The organism is Streptomyces parvus, from assembly GCF_014648875.1.
GTDB lineage: Bacteria > Actinomycetota > Actinomycetes > Streptomycetales > Streptomycetaceae > Streptomyces > Streptomyces parvus.
The window spans coordinates 597,231-615,603 of the sequence record NZ_BMRY01000001.1 but is presented as its reverse complement, the minus strand read 5'-3'; the positions used below and the strand labels follow the sequence as shown (position 1 = coordinate 615,603).

Sequence of the window (18,373 nt, the reverse complement as noted above, 5' to 3'; positions counted from 1 at the left end):
CGCGCACGGACTACGCCTCCGGGGCCGCCTTCAGCTCCAGCCGCACGCCCGGACGCACCCCCCACCGCTCCATCGCCCCGGCCTCCGCCTCCACCACGTGCCGGGCCCGCAGCCGGGGCAGCCCGAGGCGGCCCGGTTTCATCGTGGTGACCGCCAGGACCGTGAACTTCCGGTCGAGGTACGCCACATCGATGGGGAACCGCATCCGGAAGGTGTGCACACTCCCGCAGGGGGTGAGCATCATCGCCCCCTCGATCCCGTCGCGCCCGAGCAGCCCCTTGGTACGGGCCCGGTACGAGGCGGCGATCCGCAGCGGTACCGCCTGCCCCTCCGGCCCGGCCCCGGAGTCCGTGCCGATCGTCAGCGTCCCGTCGCCATCGCGCCATGTCCTCATGGGCCCCGACCGTAGCCCCCGGCGGACGCGCCCGGACCCCGAACGGTGACGCTTGGGTCCCGGCCGGACGTGTTGGGCCCCCGGACCCAAGACCCCTGCTCCCGAACCCGGTTAGGGTCGCCCCGTGGACGCCGTGCTGCTCGCCCTCGCCGCGGTCTGGGGTGCCGCCACCGGACTGCTGATCCCGCGTGCCGCCTACCGGTTCGCCGTCGAGCCCGAGGAGCCCTGGCGCACGGCGTGCCCCGCCGGCCACCCGCTCACCGGGCCGGCCCGCGGCTGGCTCGGCCCGGCCCGCTGCGCCGCTTGCGCCACCCATGCCGACCCGGCCGCCCAGGTCGCCCCGGTCCCGGAAACGCCCGCCCCGGAACCGCAGGCCTCGGCCGCCCCTGAGGCTCCTGCCCCGGAACCGCAGGCCTTGCCCGCCCCAGCGGCCCCCGCCCAGGAACCGCAGGCTTCACCCGCCCCGCCACCCCCCGTAACGACCGCACCCCCCGCCTACGCCCCGGGCGCCCTTGCCCCCCTCGTCACCGTCCTCGTCTGTGTCGCGCTCGCCGCCGCCACCGGGGCCAGGCCCGAGCTCGTCGGGTGGCTGGTGCTGGCCCCCGGCGCCGTGCTCCTCGCCGTCGTCGACCGGCGGGTCCACCGGCTGCCCGACGTGCTGACCCTGCCGCTGGCGGCCGCGGCCGTCCTGCTGCTCGGCGGGGCCGCGCTGCTCCCCGGGCACGCCGGATCCTGGACCTCCGGGCTGCTGGGCGGCCTGGCTCTCGGCGGCTTCTACCTCCTGCTCTTCCTGATCAACCCGAACGGCATGGGCTTCGGCGACGTGAAGCTCGCCCTCGCTCTGGGCGTGGCCCTCGGCTGGTACGGCTGGACCGTGCTGTTCCTGGGCGGGTTCGCCGGGTTCCTGTTCGGGGCGGCGTACGGGCTCGCCCTCGTGCTCCTGCGCCGGGCGGGGCGCAGGACCGGCATCCCGTTCGGCCCGTTCATGGCCGCCGGGGCGCTGACCGGAGTGCTGCTGGGGGCGCTGGCCGGGTGAGCCGGGGCCGCCCTTCCCCGGGCGGCCCGCGCGGAATCCGTTCGCGCGCCCCGGGGCTGTTTGACACGATTCAGGTATGCCCGAACACGCCACCCCCGACTCCGCCCCTCCCGCCGGGCTCGACTTCGACTCCGCGGCCTCCCGCGACCGGTTCGAGGCCCTCGTGGCCGAGGCCGACGCCGCGTCCGTGGACGGGTGGGACTTCTCCTGGCTCGACGGCCGCGCCACCGAGGAACGTCCCTCCTGGGGGTACGCCCGCGCGATGGCCGACCGGCTCGGCCGGGCCCACGCCGCGCTCGACCTCCAGACCGGGGGCGGCGAGGTGCTGGCCTCCGCCCCGAAGCTGCCGCCGGTCACCGTGGCCACGGAGGCCTGGCCGCCCAACATCGCCCGCGCCACCGCCCTGCTGCACCCGCTCGGGGCGGTCGTCGTCGCCGACGAGGACGAGCCGCCGCTGCCCTTCGGGGACGCCGCCTTCGACCTCGTGGTCAGTCGCCATCCGGTCACCACGTGGTGGGAGGAGATCGCGCGCGTGCTCGCACCCGGCGGCACGTACTTCTCCCAACAGGTCGGACCCGCCAGCGTCTTCGAACTCGTGGAGTACTTCCTCGGCCCGCAGCCGCCCGATGTCCGTCGCGCCCGGCACCCGGAGGACGCGCGGGCCGCCGCGACGGCGGCCGGTCTGGAGGTGGTCGACCTGCGCTCGGAGACCCTGCGCACCGAGTTCCGCGACATCGGCGCCGTGGTCTACTTCCTCCGCAAGGTGATCTGGATGGTGCCCGGCTTCACTGTCGAGCAGTACCGTCCCCAACTGGCCGCTCTGCACCGGAAGATCGAGACGGAGGGGCCGTTCCTCGCCCGTACGGCCCGCTTCCTGATCGAAGCCCGCAAGCCCCGGTGACAGTGTCCGGATCCCATACCGCCGGTCAACCCTCTTACCTCGTACGCCAGTTCAGCCTTGCCTCGGAGGCAACGGGATCGTGCGGGCCACCGTCCTACCCTTCGAGGGCACGCACAGTGAAGGAGTGGGAGCGGGCATGACCGTGGACAGGGAAGACTGTGCGGGGCCCGCCGGGCGCGCGCGGCCCGGCAACGCCGACTGGCTCACGGGAGCCAGGATCACCGCCGTCCTCGGCGTCTACTACCGGCCCGAGGGCCGGGCGGGCGAGCCGGAAGCCGTCGAGTTCGTCCTCGCGGAGGACCAGTCCGTCCTGCTGACCTGCACCTCCGACCGGACGCTGCGCGTCACCCCGGGCAGCTGGCCGCGGTTACCCGACTGGTGTGTACCGGCGAGCCAGTGGCACCACGCGCCGCCCGCACTCCTGCCGCCGGCGCCGTACGGGGGAGCGTGGACGGTCGTGGGCACCCAGGAGCTCAGGGACGACGACGGCGAGGTGCTCCGGGCCGTCATCCGGTGTGAGGAAGGGGACTTCGTGGTGGTCGCCGGAGACACGATGGCGATCCGCTTCGACCCGCGCTCCTGAAGGCGCACACGCCACGCCTCCCCCGGGCCCCTACGCGTGCGGCCCCGCCGTCACCGGCCCTACGCACGCGGCACACCGTCACCGCCCCTACGCGTGCGGCCCCACCGTCACCGGCCCCACCGTCAGCTCCGCCGTCCCCTCCATGATCGCGGCGACCCGCTCCACCTGCTCCGCCAGGTCCCGCAGCCGCGCCCCGGACAGCGGCTTCAGCGGTTCCACCGTCACCGCGATCCGGCGGCCCGAGCGGCGCTGGTGCCAGACGCCCGCCACCACGCCGTCCACCAGCAGCACCGGGAAGTTCCCCGCCTGCCCGCCCCCGAGAGCCCGCTCCCACGCCGCCCCCCGGAACAGCCGCTCGCGGGGCCACGAGGCGATGGCGAACGCGTCGAAGTAGGGGAGCAGGCGCACACCCCGCACCGGCGCGTCCGGGAAGTCCGTGTCACCCGCGACCACCCACGCCGGCCCGTCCTCCTCGAACGCCACCTCCTCGATCGCCCCCGAGGCGGCCAGGGCGGCGAACCGCTCGGCCGCCCAGCGCTTCGGCGCCGCGAGCCACCGGGCGAAGTGCGCGGGGGTCGCCGGCCCGTACGCGTAGAGGTACCGCTCGATCAGGGCGGCCAAGGCCCCGGGGCCCGGCAGCGGGGTGCAGCCGGGGTTCGTGTACGTCGCCTTCCGGCCGCGGTTCGGGGCGTAGGCGAGGGCGCCCCGGTGGCCCGCCAGATGCAGGACCTGCCGCCAGCGCGGCCACATCGCCTGGAACCCGGGCATCACCAGGTCCCCGGCCCACGGCCCGGTCCGCGCGACGACCTCGTCGGAGAGCTCGTCGATCGTGAGCTCCGCCCCGGTCAGCGCGTCCCCGACCGCCGCGACGACCGCCTCCACCTGGTCCGGGGTCATCCGGGCGTCCTTGGGAAAGGGGTTCGGGCCCGTCGGTACGGCGGAGAGGGCCCCGGTCCACAGCGGCAGATCCGCCGCGGGCAGCAGATGGACCGTGCCGCGCGGGCCGAACGTCTTGACCAGGGTCCGGTCGGTCCACAGCGCCGTACGGACGTCCGTGCGGGTCAGCCCGTCCCCGCGCAGCCCCACGGACAGCTCGGCCGCCGACAGCACCTGGGCGTGCGCGCCCAGCATCGCGGCCACCGCCTCGCCGGGGCCGGAGAAGGGCGACGCGGTGGCGGCGGCATCCGGGTGGAGATGCTGGCGGGCCAGCCGCCGGGCGTTCGCCCCGGCCCAGGCCACGGTCACGGCCGCGGATGCGGTCGCGGGGGATCGTGTCGTCATGCCCCGAACCTAGAGCCGGCAGAGGTCAACCTCTGTCCTCTTCCGTGCCCCGGCGGCGTCAAGGCCGTGGCGCCCGGCGACCCCTCGATACGGAGGTCGATAACGGCCGCGCACGGGCTCCGGCGCGGGCCCGTGGACGGGGCGGATCCTGCTCGGAACGGAGTCCGGCATATTCGGAGAGTAATTGTGGAGTGGCGTGGCACGCGTCGGCACTTACGAAGGGTTATGGTGGAAACCCCCCCTCGGGCCGGTCCGTATCCCCCCCCACGGACCGGCCCGTTTTTCATGGGCCGGCACCGGCGCCCCCGTGCGGTCGGGCACCGCCGCTTCCGCGCGGCCCGGGAGCGGCCCCCGGACCGCTCCCGTTTTTCTCCCTCCGCGCGGGCCCGGTTGAGCCGGTGTCAGCCGCGACCGGCCCAGATGTTCGTGCCGGCCGTGTCCACGGCGAAGGTGTCGATCTCCTTCAGCTCCTCGGCGGTGAGCGCCGGACCCGCGAGGGCCGCGACGTTCTCCTCCAGCTGCTTCACGCTCGACGCGCCGATCAGTGCCGAGGTCATGCGACTGTCGCGCAGCACCCACGCGATGGCGAGCTGGGCGAGCGACTGGCCCCGGCCCTGCGCGATGTCGTCGAGGCCGCGCAGCCGGCGCAGGACCTCGTCCGAGAGCAGGCCCGGGTCGAGGGACTTGCCCTGGGTGGCGCGCGAGCCCTCCGGGATGCCCTTCAGGTACTTGTTCGTGAGCAGGCCCTGGGCGAGGGGCACGAAGGAGATGCAGCCCATTCCGGCCGCCTCCAGGGTGTCGAGCAGCCCGTCGTCCTCGATCCAGCGGTTGATCATGGAGTAGGACGGCTGGTGGATCAGGGCCGGGACGCCCATCTCCTTGAGCAGCCGGGCCGCCTCGGCGGTCTGCTCCGCGTTGTAGGAGGAGACACCCACGTACAGCGCCTTGCCCTGCTGGACGGCGGAGGCGAGGGCGCCCATCGTCTCCTCCAGCGGGGTGTGCGGGTCGAAGCGGTGCGAGTAGAAGATGTCGACGTAGTCCACACCCATCCGCTTCAGGGAGGCATCGAGCGAGGACAGCAGGTACTTCCGGGAGCCCCACTCGCCGTACGGGCCGGGGTGCATCAGATAACCGGCCTTGGTCGAAAGGACCAGTTCATCACGGTACGGGGCGAAATCCTGGGCGAAGAGCTTGCCGAAGTTCAGCTCGGCCGAGCCGGGCGGCGGGCCGTAGTTGTTGGCCAGATCGAAGTGGGTCACCCCGAGGTCGAAGGCGCGGCGCAGGATCGCCCGCTGAGAGTTCAGCGTCCGGTCGTCGCCGAAGTTGTGCCACAGGCCCAGCGAGAGGGCGGGCAGCTTGAGGCCGCTGCGCCCGGTCCGGCGGTACTCCATGGAGTCGTAGCGCGAGGGGGCGGCACGGTAATACAGGTCGGGGGAGAGGTAATCAGTCACGTTTCTCTGCTTATCACGGAGTTGTGACAGACCGGGTTGGGCCCCTGTGACCCGGTCGCAGTAATGTGGCGGCTTCGGGGAATGCCGATGTGCGGCGCGGCGAAGGCCCGCGCGGCCCGTGCCGGTGACAGGGGCGCGGACCGCCGAGGGATGGCGCGAGCGGCGCAGGTCGTGCGGCGATCCCCCGCGGGGGATGTCCCCCGTACCCCCGGCGACGGGGAGGGCGGGCCCCGGCCCGTACGGAACCGAGAGGGTGAACACAGTGAACTTCCGCGACCTGGTGTACAGGCTCTACGCGCGCCGGGTGGAAGGCCGCCTGGACCACGACCAGGTGCCGAAGCACATCGGGGTCATCCTCGACGGCAACCGGCGGTGGGCCAAGGCCTCCGGCGGGTCCGCCGTACAGGGGCACCAGGCCGGTGCGGACAAGATCTCCGAGCTGCTCGGCTGGTGCGACGAGACCGATGTCGAGGTCGTCACCCTCTGGATGCTCTCCACGGACAACTTCGACCGGCCCGAGCACGAGCTGAAGCCGCTGCTCGGCATCATCGAGAACACCGTGCGCAACCTCGCCGCGGACGGGCGCTGGCGCGTCCACCACGTCGGCACGCTCGACCTCCTCCCGCCGGAGACGCAGGCCGTCCTCAAGGAGGCCGAGGAGGCGACGTCTCACATCGCTGGGATAATCGTCAATGTCGCCGTGGGCTACGGCGGCCGTCAGGAGATCGCCGACGCGGTGCGCTCGCTGCTCCTGGAGCACGCGGAGAAGGGCACCAGCTTCGAGGACCTGGCCGAGGTCGTCTCCACCGACCTGATCTCCGAGCACCTCTACACCCGCGGCCAGCCCGACCCCGACCTGGTGATCCGGACGAGCGGCGAGCAGCGCCTGTCGGGCTTCATGCTCTGGCAGAGCGCCCATTCGGAGTACTACTTCTGCGAGGTCTTCTGGCCGGCCTTCCGCAAGGTCGACTTCCTGCGGGCCCTGCGCGACTACGCCGCCCGCCACCGGCGCTACGGGGCCTGAGCCGCGCGGGCGTCACCGCGCGTCCACCGGGACTTCTCCACACCGTGTCATATGCAGCGGCATGGCTTCGGTTCGATAAGGGAATACCCCTGACAGGTCGACATCCGGTCATCAACCAGGCGGATGTCGTCACCAAGTGAGCGGCACCCAGTCCGCTCGCCCGGGAGGCCCTTTGCACACGAAGGACCGTACGCAGCGTGCGGCCGACGCGGTGGCCGTGGTCCGGCCCGCGCACGAGGGCCCGATCCCGGTCCGTCCTCTCCCTTCGGGAAGCTCCGCGACCGTCCGTCGCACTCCCCGACCTCGTCCGAGGGGGTACGTCCTTCCGTGGTGAACAGCAGCAAGCGCCGCATGCCCGACCGGCGCACATACGTTCTCGACACCAGCGTCCTGCTGGCCGATCCCGGAGCCATGGCCCGCTTCGACGAGCACGAAGTCGTGCTGCCGATCGTGGTGGTCACGGAGCTGGAGGCCAAACGGCACCATCCCGAGCTCGGCTACTTCGCCCGCCAGGCCCTGCGCCTGCTGGACGACTTCCGGGTCCGGTACGGCCGGCTGGACGCCCCGATCCCGCTCGGGGACCTGGGCGGGACGCTCCGTGTCGAACTCAACCACTCCGATCCCGGCGTCCTGCCCGCCGGCTACCGGTTGGGGGACAACGACTCACGGATCCTCGCGGTCGCACGCAACCTCCAGGCCGAGGGGTACGACGTCACGGTCGTCTCCAAGGACCTGCCCCTCCGTATCAAGGCGTCCTCCGTCGGCCTCCTCGCCGAGGAGTACCGCGCCGAGCTCGCCATCACGGACTCCGGCTGGACCGGTATGAGCGAACTGTCCCTCGCCGGGGAACAGATCGACCTGCTGTTCAGTGAGGAGACGCTGTACGTCCCCGAGGCCGCCGAGCTGCCCGTCCACACCGGCCTGGTCCTCCAGTCCGAGCGGGGCAAGGCGCTCGGCCGGGTGACGGCCGAGGGGAACGTCCGCCTCGTGCGGGGCGACCGGGAGGCCTTCGGCATCCACGGGCGCAGCGCCGAGCAGCGGATCGCGCTCGACCTCCTCCTCGACAGCGACGTCGGCATCGTGTCGCTCGGCGGACGTGCGGGCACCGGCAAGTCGGCGCTGGCCCTCTGCGCGGGCCTGGAGGCGGTGCTGGAGCGGCAGCAGCACAAGAAGGTGATGGTCTTCCGCCCGCTGTACGCGGTGGGCGGGCAGGAGCTCGGCTATCTCCCCGGCAGCGAGGCCGAGAAGATGAGCCCCTGGGCGCAGGCGGTCTTCGACACGCTCTCGGCGGTCGCCGGGCGCGAGGTCATCGAGGAGGTGCTCGGGCGCGGGATGCTGGAGGTCCTGCCGCTCACCCACATCCGCGGCCGCTCGCTGCACGACGCGTTCGTGATCGTCGACGAGGCGCAGTCGCTCGAACGGAACGTCCTGCTGACCGTGTTGTCCCGAATCGGCGCGAATTCGCGTGTCGTGCTCACCCATGACGTGGCCCAGCGGGACAACCTCCGGGTCGGCCGGTACGACGGAGTCGTCGCCGTCGTCGAGAAGCTGAAGGGGCATCCGCTGTTCGCGCACGTCACGCTCACGCGGTCGGAGCGTTCACAGATCGCCGCGCTGGTGACCGAAATGCTGGAGGAAGGGCACATCTGACCCGCATGTCACATTCATGCCGCCCGGCGAGCCAAGGAGCTTAGCCGGGCGGCATTGTGCTGCGCCGTCATTTCCGCGAAACCGGTGGACCAAACGGGGTGTGACCTTTCCCACGCAACACAGAATTGCCTCCATGCGTCCCCGTCCGGCAGAGTCTTGCTTCCGTCAGGCCCCGCATACGGCACTTGGGCACCTCCAGAGGCGCCACGCACCACACAACTCAACACGAGACGCCCGTATGCCGCCCGCGAGCACCACGCGGCAGCCTCCTCACCGGGGTTGCCCACCGGGCCCGTGCCTCCCGTGACCCACGCAGTAGGGAGGCCAGTGCCAGGGGCACGAACGCGCCCGCGAGGTCACCTAAGCGGGCGATGCTGGAAGGACACCATGTGAGCCGGATCTCGGTCCGGGGGTTCGCTGTGGCATCCGCCACCGCGGTCACCACCGTAGGCGCCGTCGTAGGCGTTGCTGCGGGCGGCACACCTGCCGCCGACGACAACAACTTCGAGGCGGCCGCAGCCGACACCACGCTGCTCGCAGACATCCCCGCGGGCCAGCAGGCCCAGGTCCAGACCGCTTCGCTGACGCAGCAGGCCGACGCCCAGGCGTCCGCGGCCGACGCCGCCGCGAAGAAGTCGGCCGAGGAATCCGCCCGCATCCAGGCCGCCAAGGACGCCAAGTCCAAGAAGCAGGCGGCCGAGGACCGGATCGAGGCCGAGCGCCTGGCGGAGAAGAAGAAGAAGGAAGAGGCCGAGCGCGCCAGCCGCTCTTCCGTCCGCGACGCCTCCTCGTTCGCGGCCCAGGGCTCGTACACCGTGGCCCAGGTCCAGGCGATGGCCCGTCAGATGGTCCCCGCCGACCAGTTCCAGTGCTTCAGCAACATCGTGAACCACGAGTCGACCTGGAACTACCGTGCGACCAACCCGTCCTCCGGGGCGTACGGTCTGATGCAGGCGCTCCCGGGCCACAAGATGTCGTCCGCCGGCGCCGACTGGCAGACCAACCCGGCCACCCAGATCAAGTGGGGCCTCAGCTACATGGACGGCCGCTACGGTTCCCCGTGCGGCGCCTGGTCCTTCTGGCAGGCCAACAACTGGTACTAGGCCGGCAACCGGCAGCAGAGGGAGCGGGCGGAAGTTCACCGTTCGCCCTCTCAACCTCGCAAGGCCCCTCACCGTCCAGACGGTGGGGGGCCTCGCGCGTGTACGGTCGCATCCCGGCGAGCACTGAGCGCTGATCGCGCTGGGCGGCGAAGATGGGGGAAGGAAAGCAGGCATGTCGAAACTACCGGGCTGGCTGGGCCGCTTCGGGTCTGAACTGACGGAGCTGGGCGCGCGACTGGAGGAGCGGCGGTCGCGCGCCGCCGCCGACGACGAACCCCTCGCGGTGCGCGGGGCCCCGGCCGTCCCGGACGGCGACGAGCCCGGGCAGGTGCCCGCGCCCCCCAGCTACGCCCCCTCGGTCGCCGCCAAGCCGGATCCGGTGGCGGCGATCCCGTGGGGCATGCGGGTCGCCGCGGAGGCCGGCTGGCGCCTCCTCGTCCTCGCGGGGACGCTCTGGGTGCTGATGCGGGTGATCAGCGCGGTCCAGCTCGTGGTGCTGGCCTTCGCCGCCGCTTTGCTCGTCACCGCGATGCTCCAGCCGACCGTGGTCCGGCTCAAGCGGTTCGGGCTGCCGCACGGGCTCGCCACCGCCGTCACCGCCGTGCTCGGGTTCGTCATCATCGGCCTGGTCGGCTGGTTCGTGGTGTGGCAGGTGATGGAGAACCTCGACACGCTCTCCGACCGGGTCCGCGACGGCATCGACGAACTGAAGCGCTGGGCGCTCGACAGCCCCTTCCACGTCACCGAGTCGCAGATCAACGACATCGCGAAGAACCTCAACGACACCATCGGCACCAACACCGAGGAGATCACCTCCGCCGGGCTCCAGGGCGTCACCGTGATGGTGGAGTTCCTCACCGGGCTGCTGCTGGCGATGTTCTCCACGCTGTTCCTGCTCTACGACGGCCGGCGCATCTGGGAGTGGTCGCTCAAACTGGTGCCCGCCGCAGCCCGCCCCGGGGTCGCCGGCGCCGGACCGCGCGCCTGGCGCACCCTGACCGCGTACGTGCGCGGCACGGTGCTCGTCGCCCTGATCGACGCCATCTTCATCGGCTTCGGCCTCTACGTCCTCAACGTGCCGCTCGCGGTGCCGCTGGCCGTCTTCATCTTCCTGTTCGCCTTCATCCCGCTCGTCGGCGCCGTGGTCTCCGGAGCGCTCGCCGTGGTCGTCGCCCTGGTCACCGAAGGCGTCTGGACCGCGCTGTGGGCACTGGTGGTGGTCCTGGCGGTGCAGCAGATCGAGGGCCACATCCTCCAGCCGTTCATCCTCGGCCGCGCCGTCCGGGTGCACCCGCTCGCGGTGGTCCTCGCGGTGGCGACCGGCGGGCTCGTCGCGGGCATCGGCGGCGCGGTGGTCGCCGTACCGCTGGTCGCCGTGATCAACACCGTGGTCGGCTATCTGCGCTCGTACGGGGAGCCCGGCGAACGCGGCGGACAGCACGGGGCCACCGCCCTGTCGATGACCCCGGCGCACGCCGGTCCCGCGCCCGCGCCACCCGGCCCGCAGGAAGCGCCGGGCGAACGCCCGCAGGAGAACCGGCCGCCGCAGGAGTAGCGCAGCGGCACGGTACGCGCGGAAGAGCCCCGGGGACGGTCGTCCCCGGGGCTCTTCCCGTACCCAGCTGGGTCAGGGGTGGTGCGGTGTCACTACTCGGCGAGTACGGCCTCGGCGTCGAGGGTCACACCGACCGCCTGGATCACCGAAGCGATCTTGACGGCTTCCTGGATGGTCTCGCGGTCCACGCCGGCCTTGCGGAGCACCTGCTCGTGGGAGTCGAGGCACTGGCCGCAGCCGTTGATCGCGGAGACGGCGAGCGACCACAGCTCGAAGTCGACCTTCTCCACGCCCGGGTTGCCGATGACGTTCATCCGCAGGCCCGCGCGGAGCGTGCCGTACTCCGGGTCCGACAGCAGGTGCCGGGTCCGGTAGAAGACGTTGTTCATCGCCATGACCGCGGCAGCCGACTTCGCCGCGGTGTACGCCTCGGCGGAGAGGTTGGCCTTCGCCTCGGGCTCCAGCTCGCGCAGCACCTTCGGCGAACGCGAGGCGATCGCGCAGGCCAGCACGGTGCCCCACAGCTGCTGCTGCGGGAGGTCGCTGTTGCCGATGACCGAACCGAGGTTCAGCTTCAGGTCCTTGGCGAAGTCCGGTATGGCGGACTTCAGTTCGTCGAGAGCCATGTCGGTATCAGCTCACTCGCCCGAGAGCAGCGCGACCGGGTCGAGGGTGTTCTCGCCCTTGGTCCAGTTGCACGGGCACAGCTCGTCGGTCTGCAGGGCGTCGAGGACCCGCAGGACCTCCTTGGGGTTACGGCCCACGGAACCGGCGGTCACCATCGTGAACTGGATCTCGTTGTTCTGGTCGACGATGAAGACGGCGCGCTGGGCGAAGCCGTCCTCGCCCTCGATGCCGAGGTCACGCATGAGCTCGTGCTTCGAGTCGGCCAGCATCGGGAAGGGCAGGTCGGTCAGGTCCGGGTGGTCCTTGCGCCAGGCGTGGTGCACGAACTCGGAGTCACCGGAGAAGCCGAGGATCTGGGCGTCGCGGTCGGCGAACTCCTCGTTCAGCTTGCCGAAGGCGGCGATCTCCGTGGGGCAGACGAAGGTGAAGTCCTTCGGCCACGCGAAGACGATCTTCCACTTGCCCTCGTAGGTCTTGTGGTTGATCTGCTCGAACTCCTTGCCGCTCTCCAGCGAGACACAAGCAGTCAGGTCGAACTCGGGGAACTTGTCACCGACAGTGAGCACGCGCTCTCCTTGCAACGTCTGGAATTCCCTTTTTGAGGGTCTTCCTGAGGGTTGGACGGCTCCTACCCTGGCACAGAGTGCATTGATCACAGAAATAGCTACACTCGGTCCGGATGATCGGAGGTACCTATCAGTGACCCAGGTGAATCAGGGCGTACGCCCCAAGCAGTCCGGTAAGTCGCCCGCCAAGCAGCCCAGCCTGTCCCAGCTGCGGGCCTTCACGGCCGTGGCGGAACATCTGCACTTCCGGGACGCGGCGGCAGCAATCGGGATGAGTCAGCCGGCACTCTCCGGAGCGGTCTCCACCCTGGAGGAGGCACTGGGTGTCCAGCTCATCGAGCGTACGACGCGCAAGGTGCTGCTCTCGCCCGCGGGGGAGCGGCTCGCGGTGCGGGCCGGGGCGGTCCTGGAGGCCGTCGCCGCGCTGATGGAGGAGGCGGAGGCGGTCCGGGCCCCGTTCACCGGAGTCCTCCGGCTCGGCGTGATCCCGACCGTCGCCCCGTACCTCCTGCCCACCGTGCTCCGCCTCGTCCACGAGCGCTACCCGGACCTCGACCTCCAGGTCCACGAGGAGCAGACCTCCTCGCTGCTCGAAGGGCTCGCCGCCGGGCGGCTCGACCTGCTGCTGCTCGCCGTGCCGCTCGGGGTGCCGGGCGTCACCGAGATCCCGCTCTTCGACGAGGACTTCGTGCTGGTCATGGAGCAGGACCACTGGCTCGGCGGCCGCGCGGACATCCCCCGGGACGCGCTGCGCGAACTGCCGCTGCTGCTCCTGGACGAGGGGCACTGCCTGCGCGACCAGGCCCTGGACATCTGCCGCGAGGCCGGGCGCACCCAGGGCGCACCGGTCACCACGACCGCCGCCGGGCTCTCCACCCTCGTCCAGCTGGTGGCCGGCGGGCTCGGCGTGACGCTGCTGCCGCGCACCGCGGTGACGGTGGAGACCGGCCGCAACGACGCCCTGTCCACCGGGTACTTCGCGGACCCGGCGCCCACCCGGCGGGTCGCGCTGACGATGCGGACCGGGTCGGCGCGGGGCGGCGAGTTCGAGGAGTTCGCGGCCGCCCTGCGCGAGGCGATGAAGCCGCTGCCGGTGCGGACGGTCGACGCCGCTGCCGCATGAATACACGCGGGTGCGGCCGGACGTCCGCCCGGCCGCACCCGCGTGATCCCCGTTCCCGCTACTCCGTCCGCAGCCCGTCCGGCCGCATCAGCCGCCACAGCGAGGGCATCGACGCCGCCGTCACCAGCAGGATCAGCCCCGCGCCGACCCCCGTCAGCGGCAGGAACAGCCACCAGTCGGAGACGGACTTCGCGATCATCCAGGCCAGCACGGCGCCCAGTCCCAGCCCGCCCGCGACCGCGACCACCAGGCCGAGGAAGACCGGGACGGCGGTCTGCCACAGCACCGACCAGCCCATCGTCGTACGCCGGGTGCCGAAGGCGACCAGCACCGACAGCAGCCGCTTGCGCTCGCGCAACTGCTCCACCTGGGAGACCAGCATCGAGGCCGCGATCAACAGCAGCACCACACTCGCCCCGACCTTGAGCCCGGTCTGGATGCTGTCGTACTGCCGGTCGCGCTCCACCGAGTCCAGCGTGACGAAGCGCATCCCGGGATCGATGCGGGCCGCCGTGTTCCGTACGTACTCCGCGACGTCCGGCACGCTCCTGTCCACCCGGATCTGGGCGGTGATCTGCGCGCCGGGCAGCGCACTCGCGTCGACCGCGCCGGTGGTGGCCATGATTCCGTAGTGAACGTCACCCATCGGGTCCTTGCGGCCCTGCACCGTCGGGGAGCCGGCGGGCAGCGTCCACCGCAGCGGCTCGCCGTCCCCGGTGCCGATCTCGACCACCTTGCCCTTGCGGGCCGTGCGGTCGACCCAGGCGGACATGTCCTTGTCGCCCGGCGGGTGGACGACGAAGGTGTCGCCGTCCTCGCAGGAGGTGATCCGGGCCAGCTCGCGCAGGGTGTCGCAGGTGCCGACGGTCATCGAGGTGGTGGGCGGGATGTCGTCGTCCGTGTAGACGCCGGGCTTGGAGGCGTACGCCTGCACCGAACCGATCACCACCTCCACGCCCTTGGTGGCGCGGAACTTCTCGATGGCCGAGGTGGCCGCCTCGCCGGTGACGTCCTCCGAGTACGCGGCGAACTGGGCCCGCGCGGGGTCCTGGCCGGTCGCCCGGTTGAAGTCGGCGTTCATCGCCGCGAACAGCATCTGGAGGGCGATCGCCCCCGCCACCGCGACCGTGACCCCGCTGACCGCGCGGGACGCGGCCTCGCTGCTCAGCTGGAGCCTGCGCACGGCCAGTTGCCAGGGCACCGGACCGCCGCGCAGCCGCTTCACACACGCCTCGACCAGCCACGGCAGCAGCAGGGCGAGACCGACCAGCACCAGCACGGCACCGGCCGCGATCGGGAACGGCTTCACCGGTTCGTAGGCGTACTCGTCGACCCGGCCGGTGGTTCCGAGCACCGCCAGACCCGCGACGGGCACGAGCAGCCGCCACCAGAGCCGACGGCCCCGGTTCTTCCCCCGGCGTACGACACCGAGCGGCTCGATCGCCACCGAGCGCATCGCGACCAGCGTGACGAGCACGGCGGTCAGCGGCACCGCGACCGTGATCAGCAGGGCGAGCAGCGGATCGGGCACCACGTCGGCCGGGAACGCGCTGACGTCCCAGATCTCCACCGAGCCGACGAACTCCCGTCCCACGAGGAAGAAGGCCAGCCCGATCAGCAGCCCGAGCACCGCCCCGAACAGCGCCTCCCCGGCGGCGACGCGCCGGGTGGTACGGATGTCCGCGCCGACCAGGCGCAGGGCCGCGAGCCTGCGGTCGCGCCGGTCGCCGCCGAAGCGCACGGCGGTGGCGATGAAGATGGCGACCGGCACCAGCAGCACGACACAGACCATCACGGTGAGGACGATCAGCAACGGCGGCAGGGGAACGCCCTCGCGGGAGTCCCCGTACCCGCCGATGCGGTGGCCGCCCTTCGCGGGCGTCAGGGTGTCGCTGCCCGCGTAGTAGAGGAGTTCGTTGGGGGAGCGCAGCCCGGTGTCCCCGATCGTGCCGGTGATCTCGTACGGCAGTCGCTCGCGCAGCAGCGCGTTGCCCGGGTCGGACAGCAACTCCTTCAGCGCGGGGGAGACCACCATGGTGTCCGCCGCCGGGAAGCGGTCGACCCCCGGCGGCAGGGCCGGCGCCGATCCGTCCGCGCGCATCAGATACCCGGCGACCGTCCGGTCCCGGTACTCGGTGGCGACGTTGATCCGCACCACCGAGCTGTCCGACTTCGCCGCCATCGCGTCGGGTGAGTCGGAGATCCGTGTCTCGCTGCGCGCCTGGTCGCGCGCGTTCCGTTCGTCGAGCAGATGCGGCACGGAGGAGGCGAGCAGCAGCAGCGCGACCCCGAGTCCGACGCCGACGGCGGTCAGCAGCGTACGGATCCAGCCCTCGCGGCCACCGGCGGCGGCGAACCGGACGCCGAGGCCGAGGTCGCGGAGGGTCGCCGCGGCGCGCGAGGGCGGCTTCGGGCGCTCCGGCGCGGCGGGCAGGGCCTTGGGGGAGTCGAGCAGCGTCATGCGGAGTGCTCCAGATCCCGGGCCCGGCCGTCGCGCACGGTGACGTCACGGTCGGAGTAGGCGGCGACCCGGGCCTCGTGGGTCACCAGGACCACGGCGACGTTGGCGGACCGGGCGGCCTCGGTGAGCAGCTCCATCACCCGCTCGCCGTTGAGGGAGTCCAGCGCGCCGGTCGGCTCGTCCGCGAAGATCACCTTCGGCGACCCGGCCAGCGCGCGGGCCACGGCGACCCGCTGGCCCTGACCGCCGGAGACCTCACCGGGGCGCTTGGAGCCGAGGTCGTCGACCTCCAGACGCTCCATCCACTCCAGCGCGGTGCGCTCGGCCGCCTTGCGCCGCACGCCGTTGAGCCGCAGCGGCAGGGCGACGTTCTCCACGCAGGTCAGCTCGGGGACGAGCTGGCCGAACTGGAAGACGAAGCCGAATTCGCTGCGCCGCAGGGCGCTGCGCTCGGCGTCCGACATCGCGGACAGCTCGCGGCCCGCGTAGGTGATGGTGCCGGAGTCGGGCGTGATGATCCCGGCCAGGCAGTGCAGCAGGGTCGACTTGCCGGAGCCGGAGGGGCCCATCACGGCGACGACCTCGCCGGGGTGCACTGAGAACGACGCGCCGTCCAGGGCGGGCGTCGAACCGTAGGTCTTGCGCAGATCGTGCGCGGCGAGCAGGGAGCCTTCGGGAATCACGGAGCCACCACCTTGGCGAGCTGGTCGAGACGGGCGGCAGTCAGTTCCAGCCAGCGCAGATCGGCTTCGAGGTGGAACAGGGCATGGTCGCAGATCAACTGGTCGGCGAGGTCGCCCTTGCGCTTCCGGTCGGTGAGGATGCGCATCATCCGCAGATGCGCCGAGCGCTGGGTGTCCAGCAGGTCGGCCGCGCTGCGGTCGGTCAGCAGCGCGAGGACGACCTTGGTGTAGAGCATCGACTGGAGGTAGGGCTCCGGCTTCTCGGGCTGGGCCAGCCACTGCGAGACATCGGTGATCCCGGCGTCGGTGATCGCGTACCGCTTGCGCTCGGGGCCTCCTTCGCTCTCGACGCCGTCGACCTCGACGAGTCCGTTCTTCAGGAGCCGGGACATCGTCGAATAGACCTGGCCGTAGTGGAGCGGGCGGTCCTGGCCGAACTTCTCGTCGAAGGTCCGCTTCAGGTCGTAGCCGTGGCGGGGGCCGGACTCCAGGAGCCCGAGGAGGGTGTGACCGATAGACATGAGGAGCACTCTACACGGTGTGTATACCCCCGATGTATACGCGTCCGAAAAGCAACCCCGGCCCATGGGGTGGGCCGGGGTCGCGGGGTGGTTACGTACCGGGGGAGCGGTGCTACGGGGTGTCCCGGCCGCCGTTCCCGGGCGAGGTCTCCGGCTCCTCCGGCGGCTGTCCGGGCGGCCGCCCCCGCCGGGGAATCGGCCGCGCCGCCCCGGGCAGCCGGCCCGCCTCCGCGAGCGCCCGCCGCAGCAGGAACTCGATCTGCGCGTTGGCGCTGCGCAGTTCGTCGGAGGCCCAGCGGGCGAGTGCGTCGTGCACCGCGGGGTCCAGCCGCAGCAGCATCTGCTTGCGCTGCTGCGACCGGGACGCCGGCGTCGGCCGGGGAGGCGTCTGGTCGGTCACTGGTAGAGGGTGCCCGTGTTGAGGACCGGCTGGGCGCTGCGGTCACCGCACAGCACCACCATCAGATTGCTGACCATGGCGGCCTTCCGCTCGGAGTCCAGCTCCACGATGTCCTGCTCGGCGATCCGGTGCAGGGCCATCTCGACCATGCCCACCGCGCCCTCGACGATCTGCTGGCGGGCCGCGACGACCGCGCCGGCCTGCTGGCGCTGGAGCATGGCGGAGGCGATCTCGGGGGCGTACGCGAGGTGGCTGAAGCGCGACTCGATGATCCGGACGCCCGCGGCCTGCACCCGGGCGGTCAGCTCGGCGGCCAGCTTCTCGGTGATCTCCTCGGCGTTGCCCCGCAGCGAGAGGCCGTCCTCCTCGTGGGCGTCGTACGGGTACTCGATGGCGATGTGCCGGACGGCCGACTCGGTCTGGGTGGCGACGAACTCCAGGAAGTCGTCGACCTCGAAGAGCGCCTGGGCGGTGTCCTCGACCTTCCAGACGACGATCGAGGCCAGCTCGATCGGGTTGCCGTAGGCGTCGTTGACCTTGAGGACGGCGGTCTCGTGGTTGCGGACGCGGGTGGAGATCTTGCGGCTGGAGGTCAGCGGGTTGACCCAGCGCAGCCCGTCGGTGCGGATGGTGCCGACGTACCGGCCGAAGAGCTGGATCACCCGCGCCTCGCCCGGAGCGACCATCTTCACACCGCTCATGCAGAAGAACGAGGTGAGCACCAGGAGCACCCCGAAGATGAGCAGCGGGACACCGACCGCGTTGTTGCCGTTCGCCCCGATCACCCCGCCGAAGATGCCCAGGCCGATCCCGGCGAAGACGCCGAGCACGGTCAGCAGCAGCCCGAGGCCGCCCGGGATGGAGTGCGCGACGACCTCCCTGACCTGCGGTGCGGGCATGTCGGGAGCGTCGATCGAGAGATCCGCCGCCGAGGTGTCGGGGCGGTGGTCGTCGTGCTGTTCGGTCATGGGGTCCCCCGTTCGCCGCGGTATCGCACCGCGCTAGCAATGTGAT

General features: G+C 71.7%; 18 protein-coding genes. 8 read left to right on the top strand and 10 right to left on the bottom strand.

The window, feature by feature from the left end; genetic code table 11:
- Positions 1-10: 10 nt before the first annotated feature.
- Positions 11-394 (bottom strand): DUF192 domain-containing protein, encoded by a 384-nt coding sequence (locus IE140_RS02645; RefSeq protein ID WP_093444949.1) that lies wholly within the window; start codon positions 392-394, stop codon positions 11-13.
- A gap of 124 nt (positions 395-518) precedes the next feature.
- Between IE140_RS02645 and IE140_RS02640 the strand changes: the two genes are divergently transcribed.
- From IE140_RS02640 to IE140_RS02630, 3 genes are all read left to right on the top strand, one after another.
- Positions 519-1,430: a prepilin peptidase gene (locus tag IE140_RS02640; RefSeq protein ID WP_189460024.1), complete on the top strand. Its 912-nt coding sequence runs from the start codon at positions 519-521 to the stop codon at positions 1,428-1,430.
- A 76-nt stretch (positions 1,431-1,506) separates the two neighbouring features.
- Positions 1,507-2,331, top strand: coding sequence for a class I SAM-dependent methyltransferase (locus IE140_RS02635; RefSeq protein ID WP_150198726.1), 825 nt, complete (start codon positions 1,507-1,509; stop codon positions 2,329-2,331).
- A gap of 136 nt (positions 2,332-2,467) precedes the next feature.
- Entirely contained in the window at positions 2,468-2,914 is a 447-nt protein-coding gene (locus tag IE140_RS02630) for a hypothetical protein (RefSeq protein WP_150198728.1), read from the top strand.
- Between the two features lie 87 nt (positions 2,915-3,001).
- Here the strand turns inward: IE140_RS02630 and IE140_RS02625 are convergent, their stop codons facing one another.
- Together IE140_RS02625 and mgrA are read right to left on the bottom strand one after the other, a co-directional pair.
- Positions 3,002-4,195 carry a winged helix DNA-binding domain-containing protein gene (locus IE140_RS02625; RefSeq protein ID WP_189460022.1) on the bottom strand — a complete coding sequence of 398 codons (1,194 nt, stop codon included), beginning with the start codon at positions 4,193-4,195 and terminating at the stop codon, positions 3,002-3,004.
- A 401-nt stretch (positions 4,196-4,596) separates the two neighbouring features.
- On the bottom strand, positions 4,597-5,646 hold the full coding sequence (gene mgrA, locus IE140_RS02620) for an L-glyceraldehyde 3-phosphate reductase (RefSeq protein ID WP_150194702.1): 1,050 nt from the start codon (positions 5,644-5,646) through the stop codon (positions 4,597-4,599).
- 262 nt (positions 5,647-5,908) lie between these two features.
- Between mgrA and IE140_RS02615 the strand changes: the two genes are divergently transcribed.
- The 4 genes from IE140_RS02615 to IE140_RS02600 all read left to right on the top strand — a co-directional run bounded on the left by IE140_RS02615 (position 5,909) and on the right by IE140_RS02600 (position 10,978).
- Positions 5,909-6,670: an isoprenyl transferase gene (locus IE140_RS02615; protein WP_093445000.1), complete on the top strand. Its 762-nt coding sequence runs from the start codon at positions 5,909-5,911 to the stop codon at positions 6,668-6,670.
- Between the two features lie 327 nt (positions 6,671-6,997).
- Positions 6,998-8,320, top strand: coding sequence for an RNA 5'-3' helicase PhoH2 (gene phoH2, locus IE140_RS02610; RefSeq protein ID WP_006127221.1), 1,323 nt, complete (start codon positions 6,998-7,000; stop codon positions 8,318-8,320).
- A 389-nt stretch (positions 8,321-8,709) separates the two neighbouring features.
- A complete protein-coding gene (locus tag IE140_RS02605; protein ID WP_032763504.1) occupies positions 8,710-9,423 on the top strand; it encodes an aggregation-promoting factor C-terminal-like domain-containing protein in 714 nt (237 codons plus the stop codon).
- 172 nt (positions 9,424-9,595) lie between these two features.
- Positions 9,596-10,978 (top strand): AI-2E family transporter, encoded by a 1,383-nt coding sequence (locus tag IE140_RS02600; RefSeq protein WP_093444944.1) that lies wholly within the window; start codon positions 9,596-9,598, stop codon positions 10,976-10,978.
- A 92-nt stretch (positions 10,979-11,070) separates the two neighbouring features.
- Here IE140_RS02600 and IE140_RS02595 read toward each other — a convergent pair whose 3' ends face one another.
- Both IE140_RS02595 and IE140_RS02590 read right to left on the bottom strand, forming a co-directional pair.
- Positions 11,071-11,604: an alkyl hydroperoxide reductase gene (locus IE140_RS02595; protein WP_032763502.1), complete on the bottom strand. Its 534-nt coding sequence runs from the start codon at positions 11,602-11,604 to the stop codon at positions 11,071-11,073.
- A 12-nt stretch (positions 11,605-11,616) separates the two neighbouring features.
- Entirely contained in the window at positions 11,617-12,171 is a 555-nt protein-coding gene (locus tag IE140_RS02590; protein ID WP_003966619.1) for a peroxiredoxin, read from the bottom strand.
- 133 nt (positions 12,172-12,304) lie between these two features.
- Between IE140_RS02590 and IE140_RS02585 the strand changes: the two genes are divergently transcribed.
- Positions 12,305-13,294, top strand: a complete 990-nt coding sequence (locus IE140_RS02585) for a hydrogen peroxide-inducible genes activator (protein WP_150194704.1) — start codon at positions 12,305-12,307, stop codon at positions 13,292-13,294.
- A gap of 58 nt (positions 13,295-13,352) precedes the next feature.
- Here the strand turns inward: IE140_RS02585 and IE140_RS02580 are convergent, their stop codons facing one another.
- The 5 genes from IE140_RS02580 to IE140_RS02560 all read right to left on the bottom strand — a co-directional run bounded on the left by IE140_RS02580 (position 13,353) and on the right by IE140_RS02560 (position 18,327).
- Complete coding sequence (locus IE140_RS02580) at positions 13,353-15,755, bottom strand: FtsX-like permease family protein (RefSeq protein WP_150194706.1); 2,403 nt, start codon at positions 15,753-15,755, stop codon at positions 13,353-13,355.
- Complete coding sequence (locus IE140_RS02575; protein ID WP_093444940.1) at positions 15,752-16,438, bottom strand: ABC transporter ATP-binding protein; 687 nt, start codon at positions 16,436-16,438, stop codon at positions 15,752-15,754. The genes IE140_RS02580 and IE140_RS02575 overlap by 4 nt, the downstream gene beginning before the upstream one ends.
- Complete coding sequence (locus IE140_RS02570) at positions 16,435-16,959, bottom strand: PadR family transcriptional regulator (protein WP_150194708.1); 525 nt, start codon at positions 16,957-16,959, stop codon at positions 16,435-16,437. The genes IE140_RS02575 and IE140_RS02570 overlap by 4 nt, the downstream gene beginning before the upstream one ends.
- Positions 16,960-17,071: 112 nt before the next feature.
- On the bottom strand, positions 17,072-17,359 hold the full coding sequence (locus IE140_RS02565) for a type II toxin-antitoxin system antitoxin (protein WP_150194710.1): 288 nt from the start codon (positions 17,357-17,359) through the stop codon (positions 17,072-17,074).
- Complete coding sequence (locus IE140_RS02560) at positions 17,356-18,327, bottom strand: SPFH domain-containing protein (RefSeq protein ID WP_150194712.1); 972 nt, start codon at positions 18,325-18,327, stop codon at positions 17,356-17,358. Before IE140_RS02560 ends, IE140_RS02565 begins: the two co-directional genes overlap by 4 nt.
- Positions 18,328-18,373: the final 46 nt, after the last annotated feature.

Bases quoted from the DNA above. Each gene is read 5' to 3' on its own strand.
- IE140_RS02645 (WP_093444949.1), bottom strand. From the start codon at position 394: ATGAGGACATGGCGCGATGGCGACGGGACGCTGACGATCGGCACGGAC.
- IE140_RS02635 (WP_150198726.1), top strand. From the start codon at position 1,507: ATGCCCGAACACGCCACCCCCGACTCCGCCCCTCCCGCCGGGCTCGAC.
- IE140_RS02630 (WP_150198728.1), top strand. From the start codon at position 2,468: ATGACCGTGGACAGGGAAGACTGTGCGGGGCCCGCCGGGCGCGCGCGG.
- IE140_RS02625 (WP_189460022.1), bottom strand. From the start codon at position 4,195: ATGACGACACGATCCCCCGCGACCGCATCCGCGGCCGTGACCGTGGCC.
- IE140_RS02600 (WP_093444944.1), top strand. From the start codon at position 9,596: ATGTCGAAACTACCGGGCTGGCTGGGCCGCTTCGGGTCTGAACTGACG.
- IE140_RS02595 (WP_032763502.1), bottom strand. From the start codon at position 11,604: ATGGCTCTCGACGAACTGAAGTCCGCCATACCGGACTTCGCCAAGGAC.
- IE140_RS02580 (WP_150194706.1), bottom strand. From the start codon at position 15,755: ATGACGCTGCTCGACTCCCCCAAGGCCCTGCCCGCCGCGCCGGAGCGC.
- IE140_RS02570 (WP_150194708.1), bottom strand. From the start codon at position 16,959: ATGTCTATCGGTCACACCCTCCTCGGGCTCCTGGAGTCCGGCCCCCGC.
- IE140_RS02560 (WP_150194712.1), bottom strand. From the start codon at position 18,327: ATGACCGAACAGCACGACGACCACCGCCCCGACACCTCGGCGGCGGAT.